Below are 16274 nucleotides of genomic sequence, written 5' to 3'. Positions count from 1 at the left end.
GCGCCGGCTCGGGGTCACGCCGTCTTGCGGCGACGCACCGCGAACACCACGCCCACGCCCGCGAGGACGGTGACGCCGCCGGCCAGGGCGATCACCGGCAGGGCGGAGCCGGAGCCGGTCTGGGCGAGGCTGCCGCTGATCGGCTTGGCGCCGCCCTGGACCTTGGTGCCCTCGGTGCCGGTGGGCTTGTCCCCGTTGGGCTTCGCGTCGTCGACGTCGCCCGGCTTGCCGCCGGCGGCGAGGATCTCGACGTCGTAGAAGTCACCGTTGCCGTAGCACGCGGAGTCCTTGCCGGCGTAGACGGCCCCGCTCAGCGCGAACGCCGTGCCGGCCGGCGCTGACGCCTTGACCTGGATGCGCAGGTCGAGGGAGGCGGAGCTGTCCTTCTCAAGCACGTCCAGCAGGCCGGTGAAGGTACCCGTGAAGTTGACCTGCTTGCCGTTCTCGTCCTCGTAGGAGTCCTGGTACGCGTCGGTCCACTTGCCGTCTTCCTTGACCTGGATGACGGCGAGGTCCTCGACCAGGGACGCGTCCGTGTCGTCGCCGTACTCGAGCATGACCTCCATGTACAGGTCCTTGAGGTCCTTGGCGGAGTCGTTGCTCACCGTGTACTCGAAGTCGTGCCAGCCGGAACCGGCGACGATCTTGTTCGGCAGCCCGGTGACCTCGGCCGAGAGGTCCTCGTCGAGCTCCATGTCCTCGCAGTCGGTCTCCGGGTCGAAGGCGCCCTCGTCACCGGCCGGGGCGCTCGCGGACGGTGACGGCTCGGTGCTCGAGGAGCTCGACACCGACGCGGACGGCGAGCTCCCGCTGCGCCCGCTCTGCGATGCCGAGACGGAACCGGAAGGACTGGGGGACGTGGACGAGGAGGCGTCGGCGCTCGACCCCTCGGAAGGGGAGGCGGAGGCGGAGCTGCTCTCGGACGAGGTGACGCTCGGGGACGGCGTGGTGTCGTCGGCGAAGGCCACGGGCCCGGACAGCAGAGCGAGCGGTGCGATGGCAACGGTCGCCGCCATGGTGACCATGGCGCGGCGGAGCTTCATGAAGACCTCGTGGAGAGCAGGAGTGACCCGTGTGCGATAGGTGTGACCCGTTGAAGCTGTGAACAGTTGTGCTGTTCTCACACGATCTTTATGTGTCCCGCGTCACATCGAAGGCCTTCCGGGCACGGCGAAGGGCCCCGCGGGACGGATCCACGGGGCCCTTCTTCCGTCAGCACCGGCGTCAGGGCAGCGCCGGTGCCTGGGAGCGGCGCCGGGGGGTTGCGCCGCTGGTATGGGTGTCGTCCCTGGTCGGGGTGACGATCTGGGGGAGTTTCGGCTGTTCGGGGCCTTCTGTGCATCGTGCTGGATGAAGGCGGCACCCGCAACCGGTCGACCCGCCCCTTGTGCGTTTCACGGTTTCCGCCGGTCGGCCCCGGGCGTCCCCGGGGCCGACCGTTCTCTTGGGTGACCGGGCTGCTGTCCCCTGCCGTCCGGTCACATCCCTGGAGCGAGGTCCCACGACGCACGACAGCGATCCGTGCGTCTCATCGCTCCAGCGAGCCACGCGTGGTTTCTTCCGGGCCCGCACCTGGCTGGAACGGACACCGGGACCAACGAACCCGCCCCCGGCCGGTCACGCGCCGTACGGGTGAGAGCGGTCCCGAACTCAGATGCGACCGCGGCACAGTTCGAGGAGCGTCATCGCGAGCGACGTGCCCGGCTTGCCGAGGGCCTCGCTGTAGTGGCCGAGGACCTCCATCTCGCGGGACAGATTCACACGCCGGCCGCCGGAGGCGAGACGGGCGTCCTGGATCACGGCGGAGACGGCCATCCGCTCCTGGATCAGACCGATGATCCGGTCGTCGAGCGCGTCGATGCGCTCACGGGCGCCGCTGATCACGTCTGCGGCCTCGGGGGTACGGGCGCCGGTCACGTCGAGGACGGTCATGGAGGGCTCCTTGGGGTGGAAGGCGGCCCGGCCCGGCAAGCCCCGGAGAACGCCAGGCGCCCCGGGCCTTGTCGGCCCGGGGCGCCTGGGGAAGTCGCTCGTCAGTTGCTTCGAGCAGCACGACCATGGCAGCCGGCGGGCCGGGTGCCATAGGTAAAGACGAAGGTCGTGTGCGCGAGCATGCGGCCAGTATGCACGGCGCGGGGACGGCGGCCAAAGGCGCTCGAATCCTGAGACGCCCGCCCGGATGATCAGCCCGTCCGGCGGCTGAGGACGAGGCCCGTCCAGCGCCGAAACGGGGGTCCGGGGGCGGCAGCCCCCAGCGGCGGGACTGTCATCACGCCACCTCGGTAGACTCTGCTAGCACAGAGACCAGCCCAAACCGCCGGAAGGCTCCCGTGTCATCAGCGACTCCCGCTGCCGCCGCCCCCGACACCGTCCTGGTCGTCGACTTCGGCGCGCAGTACGCCCAGCTCATCGCCCGTCGAGTCCGCGAGGCGCGGGTCTACAGCGAGATCGTGCCGAGCACCATGCCGGTGACGGAGATGCTCGCCAGGAACCCGGCGGCGATCATCCTCTCCGGCGGCCCCTCGTCCGTGTACGAGGAGGGTGCCCCCCGCCTCGACGGCGCGCTCTTCGAGGCCGGCGTCCCCGTCTTCGGCATGTGCTACGGCTTCCAGCTGATGGCGCAGGCCCTGGGCGGCACCGTCGACAACACCGGCGCCCGTGAGTACGGCCGCACGGACCTGCACGTCTCCAAGTCGTCGTCCACCCTCTTCGAGGGCACCCCGGCCGAGCAGGCCGTGTGGATGTCGCACGGCGACGCCTGCTCCGCCGCCCCCGAGGGCTTCTCCGTGACGGCGTCCACCGACGTCGTCCCGGTCGCCGCCTTCGAGAACGACGAGAAGAAGCTCTACGGCGTCCAGTACCACCCCGAGGTCATGCACTCCACGCACGGCCAGCAGGTCCTGGAGCACTTCCTCTACCGGGGCGCGGGCCTCAAGCCGGACTGGACCACCGGCAACGTCATCGAGGAGCAGGTCGCCGCGATCCGTGAGCTGGTCGGCGACCGGCGCGCGATCTGCGGTCTGTCCGGCGGCGTCGACTCCGCCGTGGCCGCCGCCCTCGTCCAGAAGGCCATCGGGTCCCAGCTGACCTGCGTCTACGTCGACCACGGTCTGATGCGCAAGGGCGAGACCGAGCAGGTCGAGAAGGACTTCGTGGCCGCGACCGGCGTGCAGCTGAAGGTCGTGGACGCGGAGGCCCGCTTCCTCGACGCCCTCGCCGGGGTCTCCGACCCCGAGGAGAAGCGGAAGATCATCGGCCGCGAGTTCATCCGCGTCTTCGAGCAGGCGCAGGCCGAGATCATCGCGGACGAGGGCCCGGCCGTGGAGTTCCTGGTCCAGGGCACCCTGTACCCGGACGTCGTCGAGTCCGGCGGCGGCACCGGCACCGCGAACATCAAGTCCCACCACAACGTGGGCGGTCTGCCCGAGGACCTCGAGTTCAAGCTGATCGAGCCGCTGCGCAAGCTGTTCAAGGACGAGGTCCGCATGGTCGGCCAGGAGCTCGGCCTGCCGGAGGAGATCGTCCAGCGCCAGCCGTTCCCGGGTCCCGGCCTCGGCATCCGGATCGTCGGCGAGGTCACCAAGGACCGCCTGGACCTGCTGCGCGACGCCGACGCCATCGCCCGCGAGGAACTGACCGCCGCCGGCCTCGACCGTGAGATCTGGCAGTGCCCGGTGGTCCTCCTCGCGGACGTCCGCAGCGTCGGCGTCCAGGGCGACGGCCGCACCTACGGCCACCCGATCGTGCTGCGTCCGGTCTCCTCCGAGGACGCGATGACCGCCGACTGGTCCCGCATCCCGTACGACGTGCTGGCGAAGATCTCCACCCGGATCACCAACGAGGTGCGGGACGTCAACCGCGTCGTCGTCGACGTCACCTCGAAGCCTCCGGGCACCATCGAGTGGGAGTGACCCCTCCGGGGTTCAGGTCCGTTTGAGAGTGCGCACCGGCTCTCCGGGCTTCCAGACCTGGACGACGAGATACGTGTCGTCCTCGACGTAGGTCCGCACGACCTCCGTCACTTCGGTGCGGAAGAGGTGGAACGGCTCCGGCGGTCCCACCTCTTCCACGTATCCGGCCTTCGCCGCCTCCCCGTCGCCGACCTCGAAGGCCCGCCCGCTGACCCGGACGTCTCCACCGCCCATGCCGGTGCCTTCCCCGGGGTTGGCCTGGAGCGAGAACCGCGGATCACGGCGCAGATCGAGCGCCTTGAGCGAACCGGTCATCATGCCGAGCCACAACTGTCCGCCGACGAAACGGACTTCGAGCCCGCTGGTGCGAGGCGAACCGTCCTTGCGCAACGTCGCCAGCACATGATGGACGAAGCTCCCGAACCGCTCCTCCACCACCGCCGCGAACTCCGGTGCCTCGGCGGCGAACCCCGCCCAGCTCACCGCCTCGCCTTCAGGCGTCCCACCATTCGATGACATACGACGAGTCTGCCGCCGCCACCCGTCATCTCCCACCCGTTGTGCGCGTCGTTCAGACCGCGTACCGCTCCGGGCGTACGAACCGTTCCTGCCCTTCCGCGTCCCGCACGGTCGCGCAGCCCGCCACCGTGAGCCGCTCGGCGAGCGCCCGCCGGGCGGTGTTGAAGCGCAGCACTCCCAGCGCGCCGAGCGGGAGCAGCACGGCGATCGTGAGGCGGACGGGTTGCCGCTCAGAGCCGCCATCAACGCGAAGAAGACGGCGGAGCCCCAGGCAATCGCCTTCAGTCGCGCCTGGCTGGCGGCACGGCCCAGCCCCTCGCAGCGGATGAGGTCGGTGAGCAGATCGGCGTCCGCCTGGGCCTCCGGCAGCGGCGTGAGCGTTCCCGGGCGCATGCCGGGAACCGGTCGGCCGGGGCCCAGGTCGGGGAAGGCCGCCGAGTTGACCGCGGCCCGCTGCCGCGCCGCGGGGCTCGGATCGCGGACCAGATGGACGTGCACCATCCGCTGCCGGCCGACCAGTTCGACGCGCTCGCAGCGAAAGCCGTAGCACTCCGCCACGTAGACCTGGGCGGCGAAGGTTTTCAACTCGCGAAAGGGTGCATGAGCACGAAGGCGTTGCGCGTGGCGATCTGGCGCATGAGTTACGTGAGGTGCCGGTCGGCGAGGGACAACACATGCTCCACGGATGACGAAAATCATCATCTTTGCATAACGACTCTGCCCTTTTGGTCTGACCGGCGGTAACTTCCGCAACGTAAGGCAACCCAGTCTGGAGGACCGATGCACGGGCCCACGCCGCCTGCCCCGCTGCCCACCGACCGGTTGCGGTTCGCGATGCCGCCGATGCATGAATCGGTCGAGGACGAGCGCCGGCACCGCAAGGAACGGCTGGCCGGCGCGGTGCGGATCTTCGGACGGCTCGGCTTCGAGGACGGGGTCTCCGGGCACATCACCGCACGCGACCCCGAGTACAGCGACTGCTTCTGGGTGAACCCGTTCGGCATGCCGTTCAAGCACGTCACGGTGAGCGACCTGGTGCTCGCCAACGCCGACGGTCAGGTCGTCGAAGGCGGCTACCACGTCAACCAGGCCGCCTTCACCGTGCACGCCCAAGTGCACGCCGCACGGCCCGACGTCGTCGCCGTCGCACACTGCCACTCCGTGCACGGACGCGCCCTGGCCGCCCTCGGTGAACTGCTCGACCCGATCACCCAGGAGAGCTGCGCCTTCTACGAGGACCACGCTCTCTACGACGCCTACACCGGCGTAGCCGTCGACACCGAGGAGGGCCGGCGCATCGCGTCCGCGCTCGGCAGCCGCAAGGCGCTCGTGCTGCGCAACCACGGCCTGCTCACCGTCGGCGACTCGGTGGACGCGGCCGCCTGGTGGTTCCTGTCGATGGAACGGTCCTGCCAGGTCCAGCTCACCGCTCGCGCAGCGGGCCGCCCGGTGCTGATCGACCACCGGGCCGCCGTCGCCACCCGGGAGCAGCTCGGCGGCGACTTGGTCGCATGGATCAACTACCAGCCGCTGTGGCAGGACATCAGCCGCAGCGAACCGGACCTGCTGTCCTGACCCCCGGCCCGCACCCGGCCCCCAGTCCGCCGGGCGCACTCCCGGCCTGGTCAACACCGCGAAGCACCCTTCACCCGCGCTGACCAGACCCGCCGAAACCGGACGGTGTGCCGTGGGGCACAATTCGCTTTCATCGCAGGCGAGTTGTTCAGCAGGACCGTGGCCGAAATTCTCGAGGGCCGCCGGTCGTGAAGGTCGCGGGGAAGGCAGGCATCGGACATGGCGGTCCAGGAGGCGCGACAGGGCCCGGACACGGGTGCGCACGCCGGCGGCTGCTCCTGCGGGAACTGCCCGCACGGGGCACGGGAGGGCCACCGGCGCGCGGTGGCCGCGTTCCTGTCCCGGCGCGACGAGTTCGCCGCCGGGCAGGGCCTGCCCGCCGCGGTCGCCCACTCGGTCTCCGCCTCGCGCCAGTGGATCTCCGAGGAGCTGGCCCAGTCGGCCGAGCTCGTCGCCGAACGCGGCCACGCCGAGGGCCAGGCCTGGCTCGCCCGCCTCTGGCTGCGCACGACGTGCACGGTGTGGGCGGCGGTCCTCGCGCTGCTGCTGACGCAGTCCCTCACCGCGGTCGGTGCGGGCTGGAGCGACGCCCGCACCGCCGGACTGCTCGCCGCGCTCGCAGTCGCCGGCGCGCTGACCGCGGCCTCCTGGTTCCACCGCGCGCGCGGCGGAGCACTGGCCCCCGTCATCGGCGAGGACAACCGCCTGTCCACCTCCCGCGCGGTCGCGGCCGCCTGGGTCCTGCTCGTGGCGTACGCGGTGCTCGTCCTCGCCGGACGGCTCGCCGCCGCCTCCGGCCCGCGCGGGCGCGACGCGCTGATCTCCGGTCTCGCCCTCGAACGCGGTGCCGGCGTGGTGACCGTCCTCGCCGTGGTCTGCGGGATCGCCGTGCTGGTGCGCCGGGTGGTCGGTCTGCGCGTCCTCGGGCAGCGCCTGCAGAAGGTCCGCGCCCACCGGCCGCGCGCCGCCGACCTGCTGACCGACGACTCCGGCCGCGGCGCCTTCGCCGACATCCAGTACGTCGTGATCAACGTCGTCGCCGTCGTCTTCGCCGCCGTGCGCCTCGCCCGCCGCCCCGACCAACTGCCCGACCTGCCCTGGGGACTCGCCTTGGTGGTGCTGGTCTCCGCCGCGACCTACCTCGCCGGCAAGTACGCGGAGGGCGGCCGCCCCGTCATCCTCTCCGTCGTCCGCTCCCGCGAGGCCGGCGACCTGGACGCCCCGATCCGCACCGGCGACGACATCGAGATCCGCGGCGCGGGCTTCGTCCCGCCCGGCGCGCAGACCGCCGACCGTCTCTCCCGCATGGTCGTGCGCATCGGCACGGTCCACGTCCATGTGCCCCTCGTCCCCGTCACGGGCGGCTTCAGCAACCCCGCCGACGCGCTGCTCACCGTCCCGGTCCCGGCGGACGTCGAACCGGGCCGCGTGGAGGTCCAGGTGGTCACCGCCGCCGGCGTGGAGACGAACCGCTACACGATCGACGTGACGGACTGACCGGCGCTCACCATCACTGCGCGCGGGACGGAGCGCCCGCCGGCGTCGCAACGCGCCGAGAAACCACTGCCACATTGTGAGCGCACCTCCTATTTCGTACGTAAGGTCTTTCGAGGGGTCCACCACGTCGGGCGAGAGGCGGCTACGGGCGATGACGCACAGCATGCGGACGGACACACACCCTCCCTATCTCGACGGGGGAAGCGACTGGCGGGACACCGCCACCCGGTATGCCCTCCTCCCGCTGCGGGTCTTCCTCGGCATCACGTTCATCTACGCCGGTCTCGACAAGCTCACCGACAGCGCCTTCGTGCAGAGCAGCGGCGCCGGCTCCATCGGCGACACGATGCGCGCGGTCCGCGACTCCTCGGCCATCCCGGCCCTCGTCGACCTGGCCCTGAAGAGCCCGGCCGGCTTCGGCTACGCCATGGCCTTCGGTGAACTCGCCGTCGGCATCGGCACCCTCCTGGGTGTCCTGTCCCGACTGGCGGCCCTCGGCGGAGCCCTGATCTCCCTCAGCCTCTGGCTGACGGTGAGCTGGGCGTCGGACCCCTACTACTACGGCAACGACCTCGCCTACCTGATGGCCTGGCTGCCCCTGGTGCTCGCCGGCGCTCCCGTCCTCTCCGTGGACGCCGTCTGGCGCACGAGGAAGCGACAGCGAACGGGCGGCTACTGATCACTCGGGGCCGGCTGGGGCGGCCCCCTCCGGTCGGACTTCTCCGACAGGACCCCTCAGGTCGGGCCGTCTTGGGTCTGAACCTCCCGCTCAGCTCGCCGTTTCCGAACCGGCTCCGGGCGTCGCCCGGGCCGGTTCGCGCCGTCTGTGCAGGGACCGGCTCACCGCTCCCGTCGCCCCCGCGAGGACCAGACCGCCCACCACGACCGGGACGACCACGAACCACGGGGTCTCCCACCGGCCGCCCGCGTCCCCCGCGTAGAGGACGCCCACCACGGTGAAGACCACGCCGGCGACCAGCCGGCCCGGCCGGAACTCATGACGCAGCACGGGCCACCTCCGCCTGTCCCACCGCGACCTGGAGGTCGAGGTCGATCGTCCCGGCGTCCTGACCGCCCGACGCCGGCGACAGGGTCATCTGCTTGTGCCGCCCCGGTTGCACGTCCACGTCCTTCTCGTCCTCGCCCGGCAGTCGGATGTCGCCCAGTCCCACCTCGATGCTCAGTCTCACCGTCACCTCCGGCGGCACGATCACCTTCAGCCGCCCGGCCCCCAGCTCGGCTCCCGTACGAAGGGTCTGCCCCTTCGTCAGGTCCAGCCGGGACAGGTCCAGGACGGCGTCCCCGGTGTCGAGGTCGTAGTCCGCCCGGACCTCCGTCACCGCGGCGGGCCGCCATGTCGTGTGCGTCCACCGGGTGCCGATGTCCTTGGGCAGGACGGCCGCCCCGGCCAGCAGGCCCGTCACGAGGACCGCCAGGAACACCGAACCGGCGCCGGTGCGCCCGAGGTACGAGCTGACCGCGATGCCCACGCCCAGGATCACGAGCCCGGTGGCCAGACCCGCCTGGAGGCTGGTGCCCAGCGGGTGCTCGTCCCAGGTGAGCCGGGTGACGAGGCCGCCGGCCAGCGCGGCGAGCAGGAACAGCCATCCGCCGATCCGGCGGGGACCGCGGGGTCGCGGCGCCGGGGCGGGCGGGCGTATCGACGTGTAGGGGATCTTGTGCCCGGCGAGTTCGACGTCGAAGACCGAGGTGGCGTCCGGGGTGCGCGGGTCCCGCGGGCCCCACAGATAGCCCGTGCCGCCCTCGTGGGTGCCGTCCTTGACGATGGGGTCGCGCCACCAGGACGAGTAGGCGGCCGGAGCAGGCGGCGCCTTGGCCTCCGGCGGGGCGTCGGCGACGGCCTGGGCGGCGAGCGGGTCGGTGTCGGAGGCGTCCCGGTGCCGGGACCAGTACGCGGCGCCGGCGAGCAGCAGGGAGAGGAGGGCGGCGAAGCTCAGCACGCCGCCGTTGTTCAGCATGGACAGGAACACCCCGCAGCCGACCAGCGCGAACAGCAGGGCCGCCAGCGCCTGTCCGTCGACCCGGCCGGTGAGGAGCTTGCGCACCTCGTTCTGGTCGTCGCCGGCGTACGGGACGAACAGCCAGGCGAAGCCGTAGAAGATGAGGCCGATGCCGCCGGTCGCGGAGAGCACGGCGAGCGTGATCCGGAAGATCACCGGGTCCATGTCGCACTGCCGCCCGAGTCCCGCGCACACACCGGCGAGCAGCTTGTGCTCGCGGTCGCGGCGGAAGCGGTGCGGGAGGCGGCCGACGGGGTCCGGGTCGTCGGGCGGCCCGTGGACGTCGGAGGGCCTGCCCCGGTCGCCGGGGCCGCCTCCTGGGTCGCCGGGTCCTCCTGGGTCGCCGGAGGCGCGGGGCTCGGTGCCTTCACCGGTGCCTGCGCGGGCGTCCGGCTGCTCGGGCGCGGCCGCCTGCCCGTGTGCGCGCGGTTCCTCACCTGCGGCGCCGGGTGCGCCGGTGGACGGGGTGGCCGCGTCGGGCGCGGCGCCCCTGTCGGGCCCGGCGTCCGCGGCGTGCTGGTGATCTGTCATGGCTCCATGGTGGCGGGCGAGCCGCCTCCGTGGCAGTCGGAACGACCCTGGTCGGACCCTGATATCGGCCCTGAGAACCGGCCCGGGAGGCGTTCGAGCCGCGACGGCGCCGAAGATCAGGGGCGTCTCGGGGACGAACCCTGATGCCCCTGTCCGACCGCCGTGTGAACATCGTTGGCATGCCGGAAGCCGCAGCAGCGCCACTCGTCGAACCGCGGCCGCCGCGCAAGCTCTACCGCAGCAGCGACGGACGCTGGCTGGGTGGTGTGGCGCGGGGGCTCGCCGGGCATCTCGGGCTGCCCGTGATCTGGGTGCGGCTCGTCTTCGTGGGCCTGTTCATGGCCGACGGCCTCGGCGCCCTGCTCTACGCGGCCTTCTGGTTCTTCGTGCCGCTCGGGGTCGGCGGAGTCGGCGACCAGAGGTCCCCCTCCCTCGTCGCCACCGAGACCGCTCCCGACGGCCGCCGCCGGCTCGTCGCCCGCAAGCCGGACAGGGGCCAGATCGTCGCCCTGCTCCTCATGGTCGTCGTCGCCATGGTCTTCGTCGGCAATGTGAACCTGGGCAGCGGCGCCAAGGCGTACCTGGTGCCCGCGGTGCTCGTCGGCGCGGGCGTCGCCCTCGTCTGGCGGCAGGCGGACAACGCCCGCCGGGCCCGCTGGGTCGAGGTGGGCCGCAGACGCCGTACGCTCACGCTGCTGCGCGCGGGCGCCGGCGTCCTCCTGGTCGCGGCCGGGGTGTCCGGGGTCTTCGTGCTGCAGGGCTCCGCCGCCCACCTCGGCTCGGTCCTGCAGGCGGCCCTCGCCGTCCTCGTCGGCATCACCCTGCTCGCCGGGCCGTACCTGGTGCGGATGACGCAGGACCTGTCCGAGGAGCGGCTGATGCGCATCCGTGCCCAGGAGCGCGCGGAGGTCGCCGCCCATGTCCACGACTCGGTGCTGCACACGCTCACCCTGATCCAGCGCAACGCCGAGAACGCCGGCGAGGTGCGCCGCCTCGCCCGCGCCCAGGAGCGCGACCTGCGCACCTGGCTCTACAAACCCGAGGGCACCGGCAAGGACGAGGCGGACGAGCCCGACACGGTCGCCGAAGCGGTCCGGCGCAACGCCGCGGAGGTGGAGGACAACCACGGTGTGCCCATCGAGGTCGTGATAGTGGGCGACTGCCCGCTCGACGAGGGGGTGGCCGCGCAGATGCAGGCCGCGCGCGAGGCGATGGTGAACGCCGCCAAGTACGGTGGCGAGGGCGGTGCCGTGCAGGTGTACGCGGAAGTGGAGGGAAGGACGGTCTTCGTGTCCGTCCGGGACCGCGGTCCCGGATTCGACCTCGATTCCATACCCGCCGACCGCATGGGCGTCAGAGAATCGGTCATCGGCCGTATGGAGCGCAACGGCGGCACCGCGCGGCTGCGCGCGGTGCCGGGGGGCGGCACGGAGGTCGAACTGGAGATGGAGAGGGCGGAGAAGACGTCATGAGCGACCCCACCGAGGCCACCGAGGCGAACGGGACGGCGGGCGCGGCCGAGGCGGCCGAGCCGGCGCAGTCCATCGGCGACCGCGACGGCGCGGGAGGGCGTCGGGTGCGGGTGGTCCTCGTCGACGACCACCGCATGTTCCGCACCGGCGTCCAGGCCGAGATCGGCCGGACGGAGGAGACCGGCGTCGAGGTCGTCGGCGAGGCCGCCGACGTCGACCAGGCCGTCACGGTGATCACCGCGACCCGGCCCGAGGTCGTCCTCCTCGACGTGCACCTGCCGGGCGGCGGCGGAGTCGAAGTGCTGCGCCGCTGCGCCCCGTTGATGGCGGACGCCGAGCAGCCCGTGCGGTTCCTCGCCCTGTCCGTGTCGGACGCGGCGGAGGACGTGATCGGGGTGATCCGCGGCGGTGCCCGAGGCTATGTCACCAAGACGATCACCGGTGCCGACCTCATCGGCTCCGTGTTCCGGGTGCAGGAGGGCGACGCCGTCTTCTCGCCCCGCCTCGCCGGGTTCGTCCTCGACGCCTTCGCCTCCACCGACGCCCCGCCGGTCGACGAGGACCTCGACCGTCTCACGCAGCGCGAGCGGGAGGTGCTGCGCCTGATCGCCCGCGGCTACGCGTACAAGGAGATCGCCAAGCAGCTCTTCATCTCCGTGAAGACGGTCGAGTCCCATGTGTCGGCCGTCCTGAGAAAGCTCCAGCTGTCGAACCGGCACGAGCTGACGCGGTGGGCGACGGCACGGCGGCTGGTGTGAGCTCGGCGGCGGGCGCCGGAGCCAGCATCCGCAGCGCCCACCGGTAGTGCCGGACGGCTTTCACCACGCCGATCAGGCCCGCCAGCCATAGGATGGTGCCCGCGCCGACGCGCAGGACGACGTCGGCGTGCGCCGACCGCCCGGCGCTCGCGCCGGTGGCGGAGGTGAAGGACGCCCACAGGCCGACCGCGCCGACGGTGAGGGAGGACAGCAGCCAGAACAGACTGAGGCCCGGGGAGCGCAGACGGGCGTCGGACAGCGGGTGGCTGTCCAGGGCGAGCCAGGCGTCGAGGAGCCGGCGCAGCTGCTGGTCGCGGCGCACGGCGAGCGCGACGGCGACGACGGAGGGGGTCAGCGCGGCGAGTCCGAGAAGGGCGAAGACCGGGCCGAGCAGGAAGCCCGTGGGGTCCCGCTCCTCGAACTGCTTCAGCGGCAGGACCAGCAGCGCCCAGCCGATGATCGCCGAGAGCGCCAGCAGCCACAGCAGCAGGACGCGGTGCACGCCGAGGCTGTGCCCGTGCAGCTCCTCCAGCGCCCGCTCCCGGTCGGCCAGCAGCGCCGACCGGTCGGGCCAGGACCGGATGTGCGGCGGGGGAGGCGGCAGCGCGGCTGGAGACATCGGGCCTCTTTCGAGCGGGCCAGGGGCGTGAGCGGCAGGGGCGAGACGGCGGTCTGCCCGACGCCGACGTACAGGCGCGGTGCCGTTCGCTTCGCGCGCTGAACCTACCGCGTCGCATGCCCATGCCACGCAGACCCGACGGTCGGTCCGCATCGGGTCGCAGCCCGGCCACCCCGCCCCGGCCGCCCAGGTGCTCTCACACCACCCGTGTCGCCCCCGCGAAGGGCATCTCGTCGAGGGGGGCCACGCGTACCGGGGCCGAGGGGTTGGGGGCGTGGATCATCTTGCCGTCGCCGACGTAGATGCCGACGTGGGTGATGCCGGAATAGAAGAACACCAGGTCACCGGGGCGCAGTTCGGAACGCGAGACGCGCCGGCCGGCGTCGATCTGCGCGTACGTCGTGCGGGGCAGGGCGACGCCCGCGGAGCGGTAGGAGGCCAGGACGAGCCCCGAGCAGTCGAAGGCGTTCGGACCGGTCGCGCCCCACACATAGGGGCTGCCGAGCTTGGAGTAGGCGTAGGAGACGGCCTCCGCGGCACGCGAGTTGGGCGCCTTGGCCGTGGCGGAGCCGACCGCCGGGAGGGCGTCGCGGGCGCCCGTGGAGCCGCGTGAGGCACGCGGGCCCGTGCCGCCGCCCGTTTCCTTGTCGTCGAACTCGGCCCGGTCACGCGCCGTGAGCCGGGACAGCAGGTCGCGCGCGGCGCCCAGCTTGCCGATGATCGTCTTCTTGTGCCGCCGCAGCTCGGCCTGGCGCTTCTTGAGCGAGGTCAGCTCCACGCGCGCGGCGCCACGCAGTTGCTCGACCTCGCGCACCTGCTCGCGGACCCGGGCGACGGCCCCGGACTGCCGGTCGCCGGCCCGCTCGGCGAAGGCGGCGCCGTCGAGGTAGGCGTCGGGGTCGTCGGAGAGGAAGAGCTGCATCGCGGGATCGAGGCCGCCACCGCGGTACTGGGCGGCAGCCATGTTGCCGAGCGCCTCGCGCGTCGTGTTCAGCCGCAGTTCCCTGCGGGCGGCCTCGTCCTGTAAGCCCTTCAGCCGCCGCTCGGTCGCCGTCGCCTTCTCCTGCGCCCCGTTGTACTTCTCTGTGGCGGCCTCCGCCTCCTGGTACAGCTTGTCGACCTTGGCCTTCACCTGCGCCGGAGTGGCCTGGGGGGCGGCGATGCCGGCCCCTTCGAAAGCCGTCGCGCCCGCCGCGCCGGCGAGGGCGAGGGTGGCCGCCGTTCGAACCGTATGGCCGCCGAGCGAGCGCTGTCTCGGCTTGCGGTGCGCTGCCACGTGGGACTGCACGTCCTTTCGTACGACCGCCTCGTCGGTACGGCCGTCGGGTGGGGCCGGGCGGGGGCCCGTGCCCGCCGTGGGGAGCGGACGGCCGTACGGCCGCGGGGAGCGGCTGACGCGTCCGGCGGCGGCCCGCTCAGGGAAGCGGACGCGCCGCCGGACTTTCGGCGGTGGTGGCCGACTGCCGTCCCTGGTCCGGACGGCGGTGGGGAGCCGGTCACCTGGGGGAGGACGCTAGGCCCGGTGATGTCGGGTCGGTAACGAGATGTACGGAAGTGACACCAGTGGACTGAAAGGTGACCGGACATGGTCGTCGAGCCGGTCCGGAGCCATCGGTTTCGCGCACTTCACTGACCGATCCGGCGCTTTCGGGGCAGATTCCGACGGCGGACTGCTATGCGGCGCATATGTGCGGGACCCGCACGAGGGGGCGGACCGGGTGTGCGCGAGGGGTGGGCCGGTGTCCGGCGGCGACCGCACCGCTGACTAGCATCCGGCTCCATGGACGTACTCATCCACCTCTTCGTCGGCCTGCACATCATCGGCATCGCCGCGCTCCTCGGCGGCTTCCTCACCCAGATGAAGGCGATGGGCCGGGGCACGGCCCGCTTCGTCCCCGCGATGCTGCACGGCGCGGCGACGATGCTGGTCACCGGTGTCGTCCTGGTCGGCCTCAACCAGGCGGACGACCAGGCCGTCAACAACATCAAGATCGGTGTGAAGCTCGCCCTGCTGATCGTGATCCTCGGCCTCGTCTACGTGAAGCGGGACGAGGAGAGCGTGGAGAAGCCGCTGTTCGGGCTGGTCGGCGCGCTGACCGTGGCCAACGTCTTCATCGCGGTGCTCTGGACCTGACGCGGCAGGACAGGGGCCCGGCACACCCGACCGGTGCCCCCGTGCCCCGGCTCAGGCCGGCCGGACCACGCTGTGGATCGCGGACTCCCCGTCGTAGAACACCGACTCCTCGCGCACGTACGTCCCGGGCTTGGGCGCGTGGATCATCATGCCGTTGCCGATGTAGAGACCCACGTGGGTGACGTCGTCGTAGAAGAAGATCAGGTCGCCGGGCCGGGCGTCGGCCACGGAGACCGTCGTGCCGGCGCCGACCTGGTCGTAGGTGGTGCGCGGGAGGGAGACCCCGGCGGCCTTCCAGGCGGCCTTGGTGAGCCCGGAACAGTCGTAGGAATCGGGCCCCGTGGCCCCCCAGACGTACGGCTTGCCGATCTGCGCGCGGGCGTAGGCGAGCGCCTTCGCCGCCTTGGTGCCGTAGGAGGCGTCGGCGGCCGGGGACGAGGATGACGAAGAGGGCGACGAGGGCGCGGACGGCGCGTCCGACCCGGAGGAGCCGGCGCTCCTCTCCCGTTCCGCCGCCCGCTCCGCCGCCTGCTGCCGCGCCAGCTCCGCCGCCTTGCGCGCGGCCTCCTGCTGCTTGCGCTTCTCGATCTCGGCGAGCCGCGCCCTCTCCTGCGAGGTCAGCCGCGACAGCAGCACGCGCGCGTCGCTGAGCTTCTTCTGGACGGTGGCCTTGGCGGTCTTCAGGTCGTTCTGTGAGGCGGTGAGCGTCTGAAGGCTCTGGGACGCCTCCTGCCGCTTCTTCATCGTCGCCGACTGCTCGGTGACGTAGGCGTCGACCGACTCCTTCTGGCGGCTGGTCAGCCGGTCCATCAGCTGCGTCCGGTCGAAGTAGTCCTGCGGGGTGTCCGCGAGCAGGAAGGTCGCGGTGTCGGGCGCGGAGGCGCCGGTGCGGTACTGGGCGGCGGCGAAGGAACCCAGCTCCTCGCGCGCCTCGTTGAGCTTCTCGGTGCGCCGGGCGACGTCGTCGAGGAGGCCGTCCACGCGCGTGCGTTGCTGGGCCGTCCTCTCCTTGGCGGCGTTGTACTTCTCGGTCGCCGACTCCGCCTGCCGGTAGAGGTCGCCGACCTTCTTCTCGACCTCCTCCAGACTCGGCTTGCCGTCGGCGGAAGGCGTGGCCTGAGCCGTCTGCGAGAGCAGCGCCACGGAGGCGAGGGCGGCGGTGGCGAGGGCGGGGGTGCGTATGCCCGCTACGCGCGTGCCCGGGGAGCGTGGCTTGCGGTGCTGCGACGCCAAGGGA

At 72.1% G+C, this 16274-nt stretch carries 17 protein-coding genes; 8 read left to right on the top strand and 9 right to left on the bottom strand.

The window, feature by feature from the left end; translation table 11 throughout:
- Positions 1-14 precede the first annotated feature (14 nt).
- The gene (locus ACIOC0_RS27770) at positions 15-788 is read right to left on the bottom strand and encodes an LPXTG cell wall anchor domain-containing protein (RefSeq protein WP_402158448.1); all 774 of its coding nucleotides are present in this window, start codon (positions 786-788) and stop codon (positions 15-17) included.
- Between ACIOC0_RS27770 and ACIOC0_RS27765 the strand changes: the two genes are divergently transcribed.
- Positions 769-1083, top strand: a complete 315-nt coding sequence (locus ACIOC0_RS27765) for a hypothetical protein (protein ID WP_402158446.1) — start codon at positions 769-771, stop codon at positions 1081-1083. The genes ACIOC0_RS27770 and ACIOC0_RS27765 overlap by 20 nt on opposite strands.
- 567 nt (positions 1084-1650) lie before the next feature.
- Here the strand turns inward: ACIOC0_RS27765 and ACIOC0_RS27760 are convergent.
- Positions 1651-1932 carry a chorismate mutase gene (locus ACIOC0_RS27760; protein WP_130441173.1) on the bottom strand — a complete coding sequence of 94 codons (282 nt, stop codon included), beginning with the start codon at positions 1930-1932 and terminating at the stop codon, positions 1651-1653.
- Between the two features lie 398 nt (positions 1933-2330).
- On the opposite strand from ACIOC0_RS27760, the gene guaA reads away from it, so the two are divergent.
- A complete protein-coding gene (gene guaA / locus ACIOC0_RS27755; RefSeq protein WP_402158444.1) occupies positions 2331-3911 on the top strand; it encodes a glutamine-hydrolyzing GMP synthase in 1581 nt (526 codons plus the stop codon).
- 12 nt (positions 3912-3923) lie between these two features.
- Here the strand turns inward: guaA and ACIOC0_RS27750 are convergent, their stop codons facing one another.
- Positions 3924-4430, bottom strand: coding sequence for a pyridoxamine 5'-phosphate oxidase family protein (locus ACIOC0_RS27750; protein WP_402158442.1), 507 nt, complete (start codon positions 4428-4430; stop codon positions 3924-3926).
- Positions 4431-4482: 52 nt separating this feature from the next.
- On the bottom strand, positions 4483-4632 hold the full coding sequence (locus ACIOC0_RS27745; RefSeq protein WP_402158439.1) for a hypothetical protein: 150 nt from the start codon (positions 4630-4632) through the stop codon (positions 4483-4485).
- Between the two features lie 578 nt (positions 4633-5210).
- Between ACIOC0_RS27745 and ACIOC0_RS27740 the strand changes: the two genes are divergently transcribed.
- The 3 genes from ACIOC0_RS27740 to ACIOC0_RS27730 all read left to right on the top strand — a co-directional run bounded on the left by ACIOC0_RS27740 (position 5211) and on the right by ACIOC0_RS27730 (position 8181).
- Positions 5211-6005, top strand: coding sequence for a class II aldolase/adducin family protein (locus ACIOC0_RS27740; RefSeq protein ID WP_352248641.1), 795 nt, complete (start codon positions 5211-5213; stop codon positions 6003-6005).
- A gap of 219 nt (positions 6006-6224) precedes the next feature.
- The gene (locus ACIOC0_RS27735; RefSeq protein WP_402158437.1) at positions 6225-7502 is read left to right on the top strand and encodes a hypothetical protein; all 1278 of its coding nucleotides are present in this window, start codon (positions 6225-6227) and stop codon (positions 7500-7502) included.
- 151 nt (positions 7503-7653) lie between these two features.
- Positions 7654-8181, top strand: coding sequence for a DoxX family protein (locus tag ACIOC0_RS27730; RefSeq protein WP_351095362.1), 528 nt, complete (start codon positions 7654-7656; stop codon positions 8179-8181).
- Positions 8182-8271: 90 nt separating this feature from the next.
- On the opposite strand, the gene ACIOC0_RS27725 is transcribed toward ACIOC0_RS27730, so the two are convergent.
- Together ACIOC0_RS27725 and ACIOC0_RS27720 are read right to left on the bottom strand one after the other, a co-directional pair.
- Positions 8272-8511: a hypothetical protein gene (locus tag ACIOC0_RS27725; protein ID WP_402158435.1), complete on the bottom strand. Its 240-nt coding sequence runs from the start codon at positions 8509-8511 to the stop codon at positions 8272-8274.
- Positions 8498-10054 carry a PspC domain-containing protein gene (locus tag ACIOC0_RS27720; protein WP_402158433.1) on the bottom strand — a complete coding sequence of 519 codons (1557 nt, stop codon included), beginning with the start codon at positions 10052-10054 and terminating at the stop codon, positions 8498-8500. Before ACIOC0_RS27720 ends, ACIOC0_RS27725 begins: the two co-directional genes overlap by 14 nt.
- Positions 10055-10233: 179 nt before the next feature.
- Between ACIOC0_RS27720 and ACIOC0_RS27715 the strand changes: the two genes are divergently transcribed.
- Complete coding sequence (locus tag ACIOC0_RS27715) at positions 10234-11526, top strand: PspC domain-containing protein (protein ID WP_402158430.1); 1293 nt, start codon at positions 10234-10236, stop codon at positions 11524-11526.
- Positions 11523-12284, top strand: a complete 762-nt coding sequence (locus tag ACIOC0_RS27710) for a response regulator transcription factor (RefSeq protein ID WP_351095354.1) — start codon at positions 11523-11525, stop codon at positions 12282-12284. Before ACIOC0_RS27715 ends, ACIOC0_RS27710 begins: the two co-directional genes overlap by 4 nt.
- Here the strand turns inward: ACIOC0_RS27710 and ACIOC0_RS27705 are convergent.
- Both ACIOC0_RS27705 and ACIOC0_RS27700 read right to left on the bottom strand, forming a co-directional pair.
- The gene (locus ACIOC0_RS27705) at positions 12175-12903 is read right to left on the bottom strand and encodes a hypothetical protein (protein ID WP_402158428.1); all 729 of its coding nucleotides are present in this window, start codon (positions 12901-12903) and stop codon (positions 12175-12177) included. The genes ACIOC0_RS27710 and ACIOC0_RS27705 overlap by 110 nt on opposite strands.
- Positions 12904-13099: 196 nt before the next feature.
- Positions 13100-14179 (bottom strand): NlpC/P60 family protein, encoded by a 1080-nt coding sequence (locus ACIOC0_RS27700; RefSeq protein ID WP_402158426.1) that lies wholly within the window; start codon positions 14177-14179, stop codon positions 13100-13102.
- 504 nt (positions 14180-14683) lie between these two features.
- Here ACIOC0_RS27700 and ACIOC0_RS27695 point away from each other — a divergent pair.
- On the top strand, positions 14684-15037 hold the full coding sequence (locus ACIOC0_RS27695) for a hypothetical protein (RefSeq protein ID WP_402158424.1): 354 nt from the start codon (positions 14684-14686) through the stop codon (positions 15035-15037).
- Between the two features lie 51 nt (positions 15038-15088).
- On the opposite strand, the gene ACIOC0_RS27690 is transcribed toward ACIOC0_RS27695, so the two are convergent.
- On the bottom strand, positions 15089-16270 hold the full coding sequence (locus tag ACIOC0_RS27690; RefSeq protein ID WP_402158422.1) for an NlpC/P60 family protein: 1182 nt from the start codon (positions 16268-16270) through the stop codon (positions 15089-15091).
- Positions 16271-16274 lie beyond the last annotated feature (4 nt).

It is taken from the genome of Streptomyces sp. NPDC088254, assembly GCF_044740925.1.
GTDB lineage: Bacteria > Actinomycetota > Actinomycetes > Streptomycetales > Streptomycetaceae > Streptomyces.
Note: the sequence above shows the minus strand (reverse complement) of the source record. Positions and strands in the feature narration are given on the sequence as shown.

Excerpts from the sequence above, each read along its gene's own strand:
- ACIOC0_RS27705 (WP_402158428.1), bottom strand. The coding sequence starts at position 12,903 with ATGTCTCCAGCCGCGCTGCCGCCTCCCCCGCCGCACATCCGGTCCTGG.
- ACIOC0_RS27750 (WP_402158442.1), bottom strand. The coding sequence starts at position 4,430 with ATGTCATCGAATGGTGGGACGCCTGAAGGCGAGGCGGTGAGCTGGGCG.
- ACIOC0_RS27695 (WP_402158424.1), top strand. The coding sequence starts at position 14,684 with ATGGACGTACTCATCCACCTCTTCGTCGGCCTGCACATCATCGGCATC.
- ACIOC0_RS27730 (WP_351095362.1), top strand. The coding sequence starts at position 7,654 with ATGACGCACAGCATGCGGACGGACACACACCCTCCCTATCTCGACGGG.
- ACIOC0_RS27710 (WP_351095354.1), top strand. The coding sequence starts at position 11,523 with ATGAGCGACCCCACCGAGGCCACCGAGGCGAACGGGACGGCGGGCGCG.
- ACIOC0_RS27715 (WP_402158430.1), top strand. The coding sequence starts at position 10,234 with ATGCCGGAAGCCGCAGCAGCGCCACTCGTCGAACCGCGGCCGCCGCGC.
- ACIOC0_RS27760 (WP_130441173.1), bottom strand. The coding sequence starts at position 1,932 with ATGACCGTCCTCGACGTGACCGGCGCCCGTACCCCCGAGGCCGCAGAC.
- ACIOC0_RS27740 (WP_352248641.1), top strand. The coding sequence starts at position 5,211 with ATGCACGGGCCCACGCCGCCTGCCCCGCTGCCCACCGACCGGTTGCGG.
- ACIOC0_RS27735 (WP_402158437.1), top strand. The coding sequence starts at position 6,225 with ATGGCGGTCCAGGAGGCGCGACAGGGCCCGGACACGGGTGCGCACGCC.
- ACIOC0_RS27720 (WP_402158433.1), bottom strand. The coding sequence starts at position 10,054 with ATGACAGATCACCAGCACGCCGCGGACGCCGGGCCCGACAGGGGCGCC.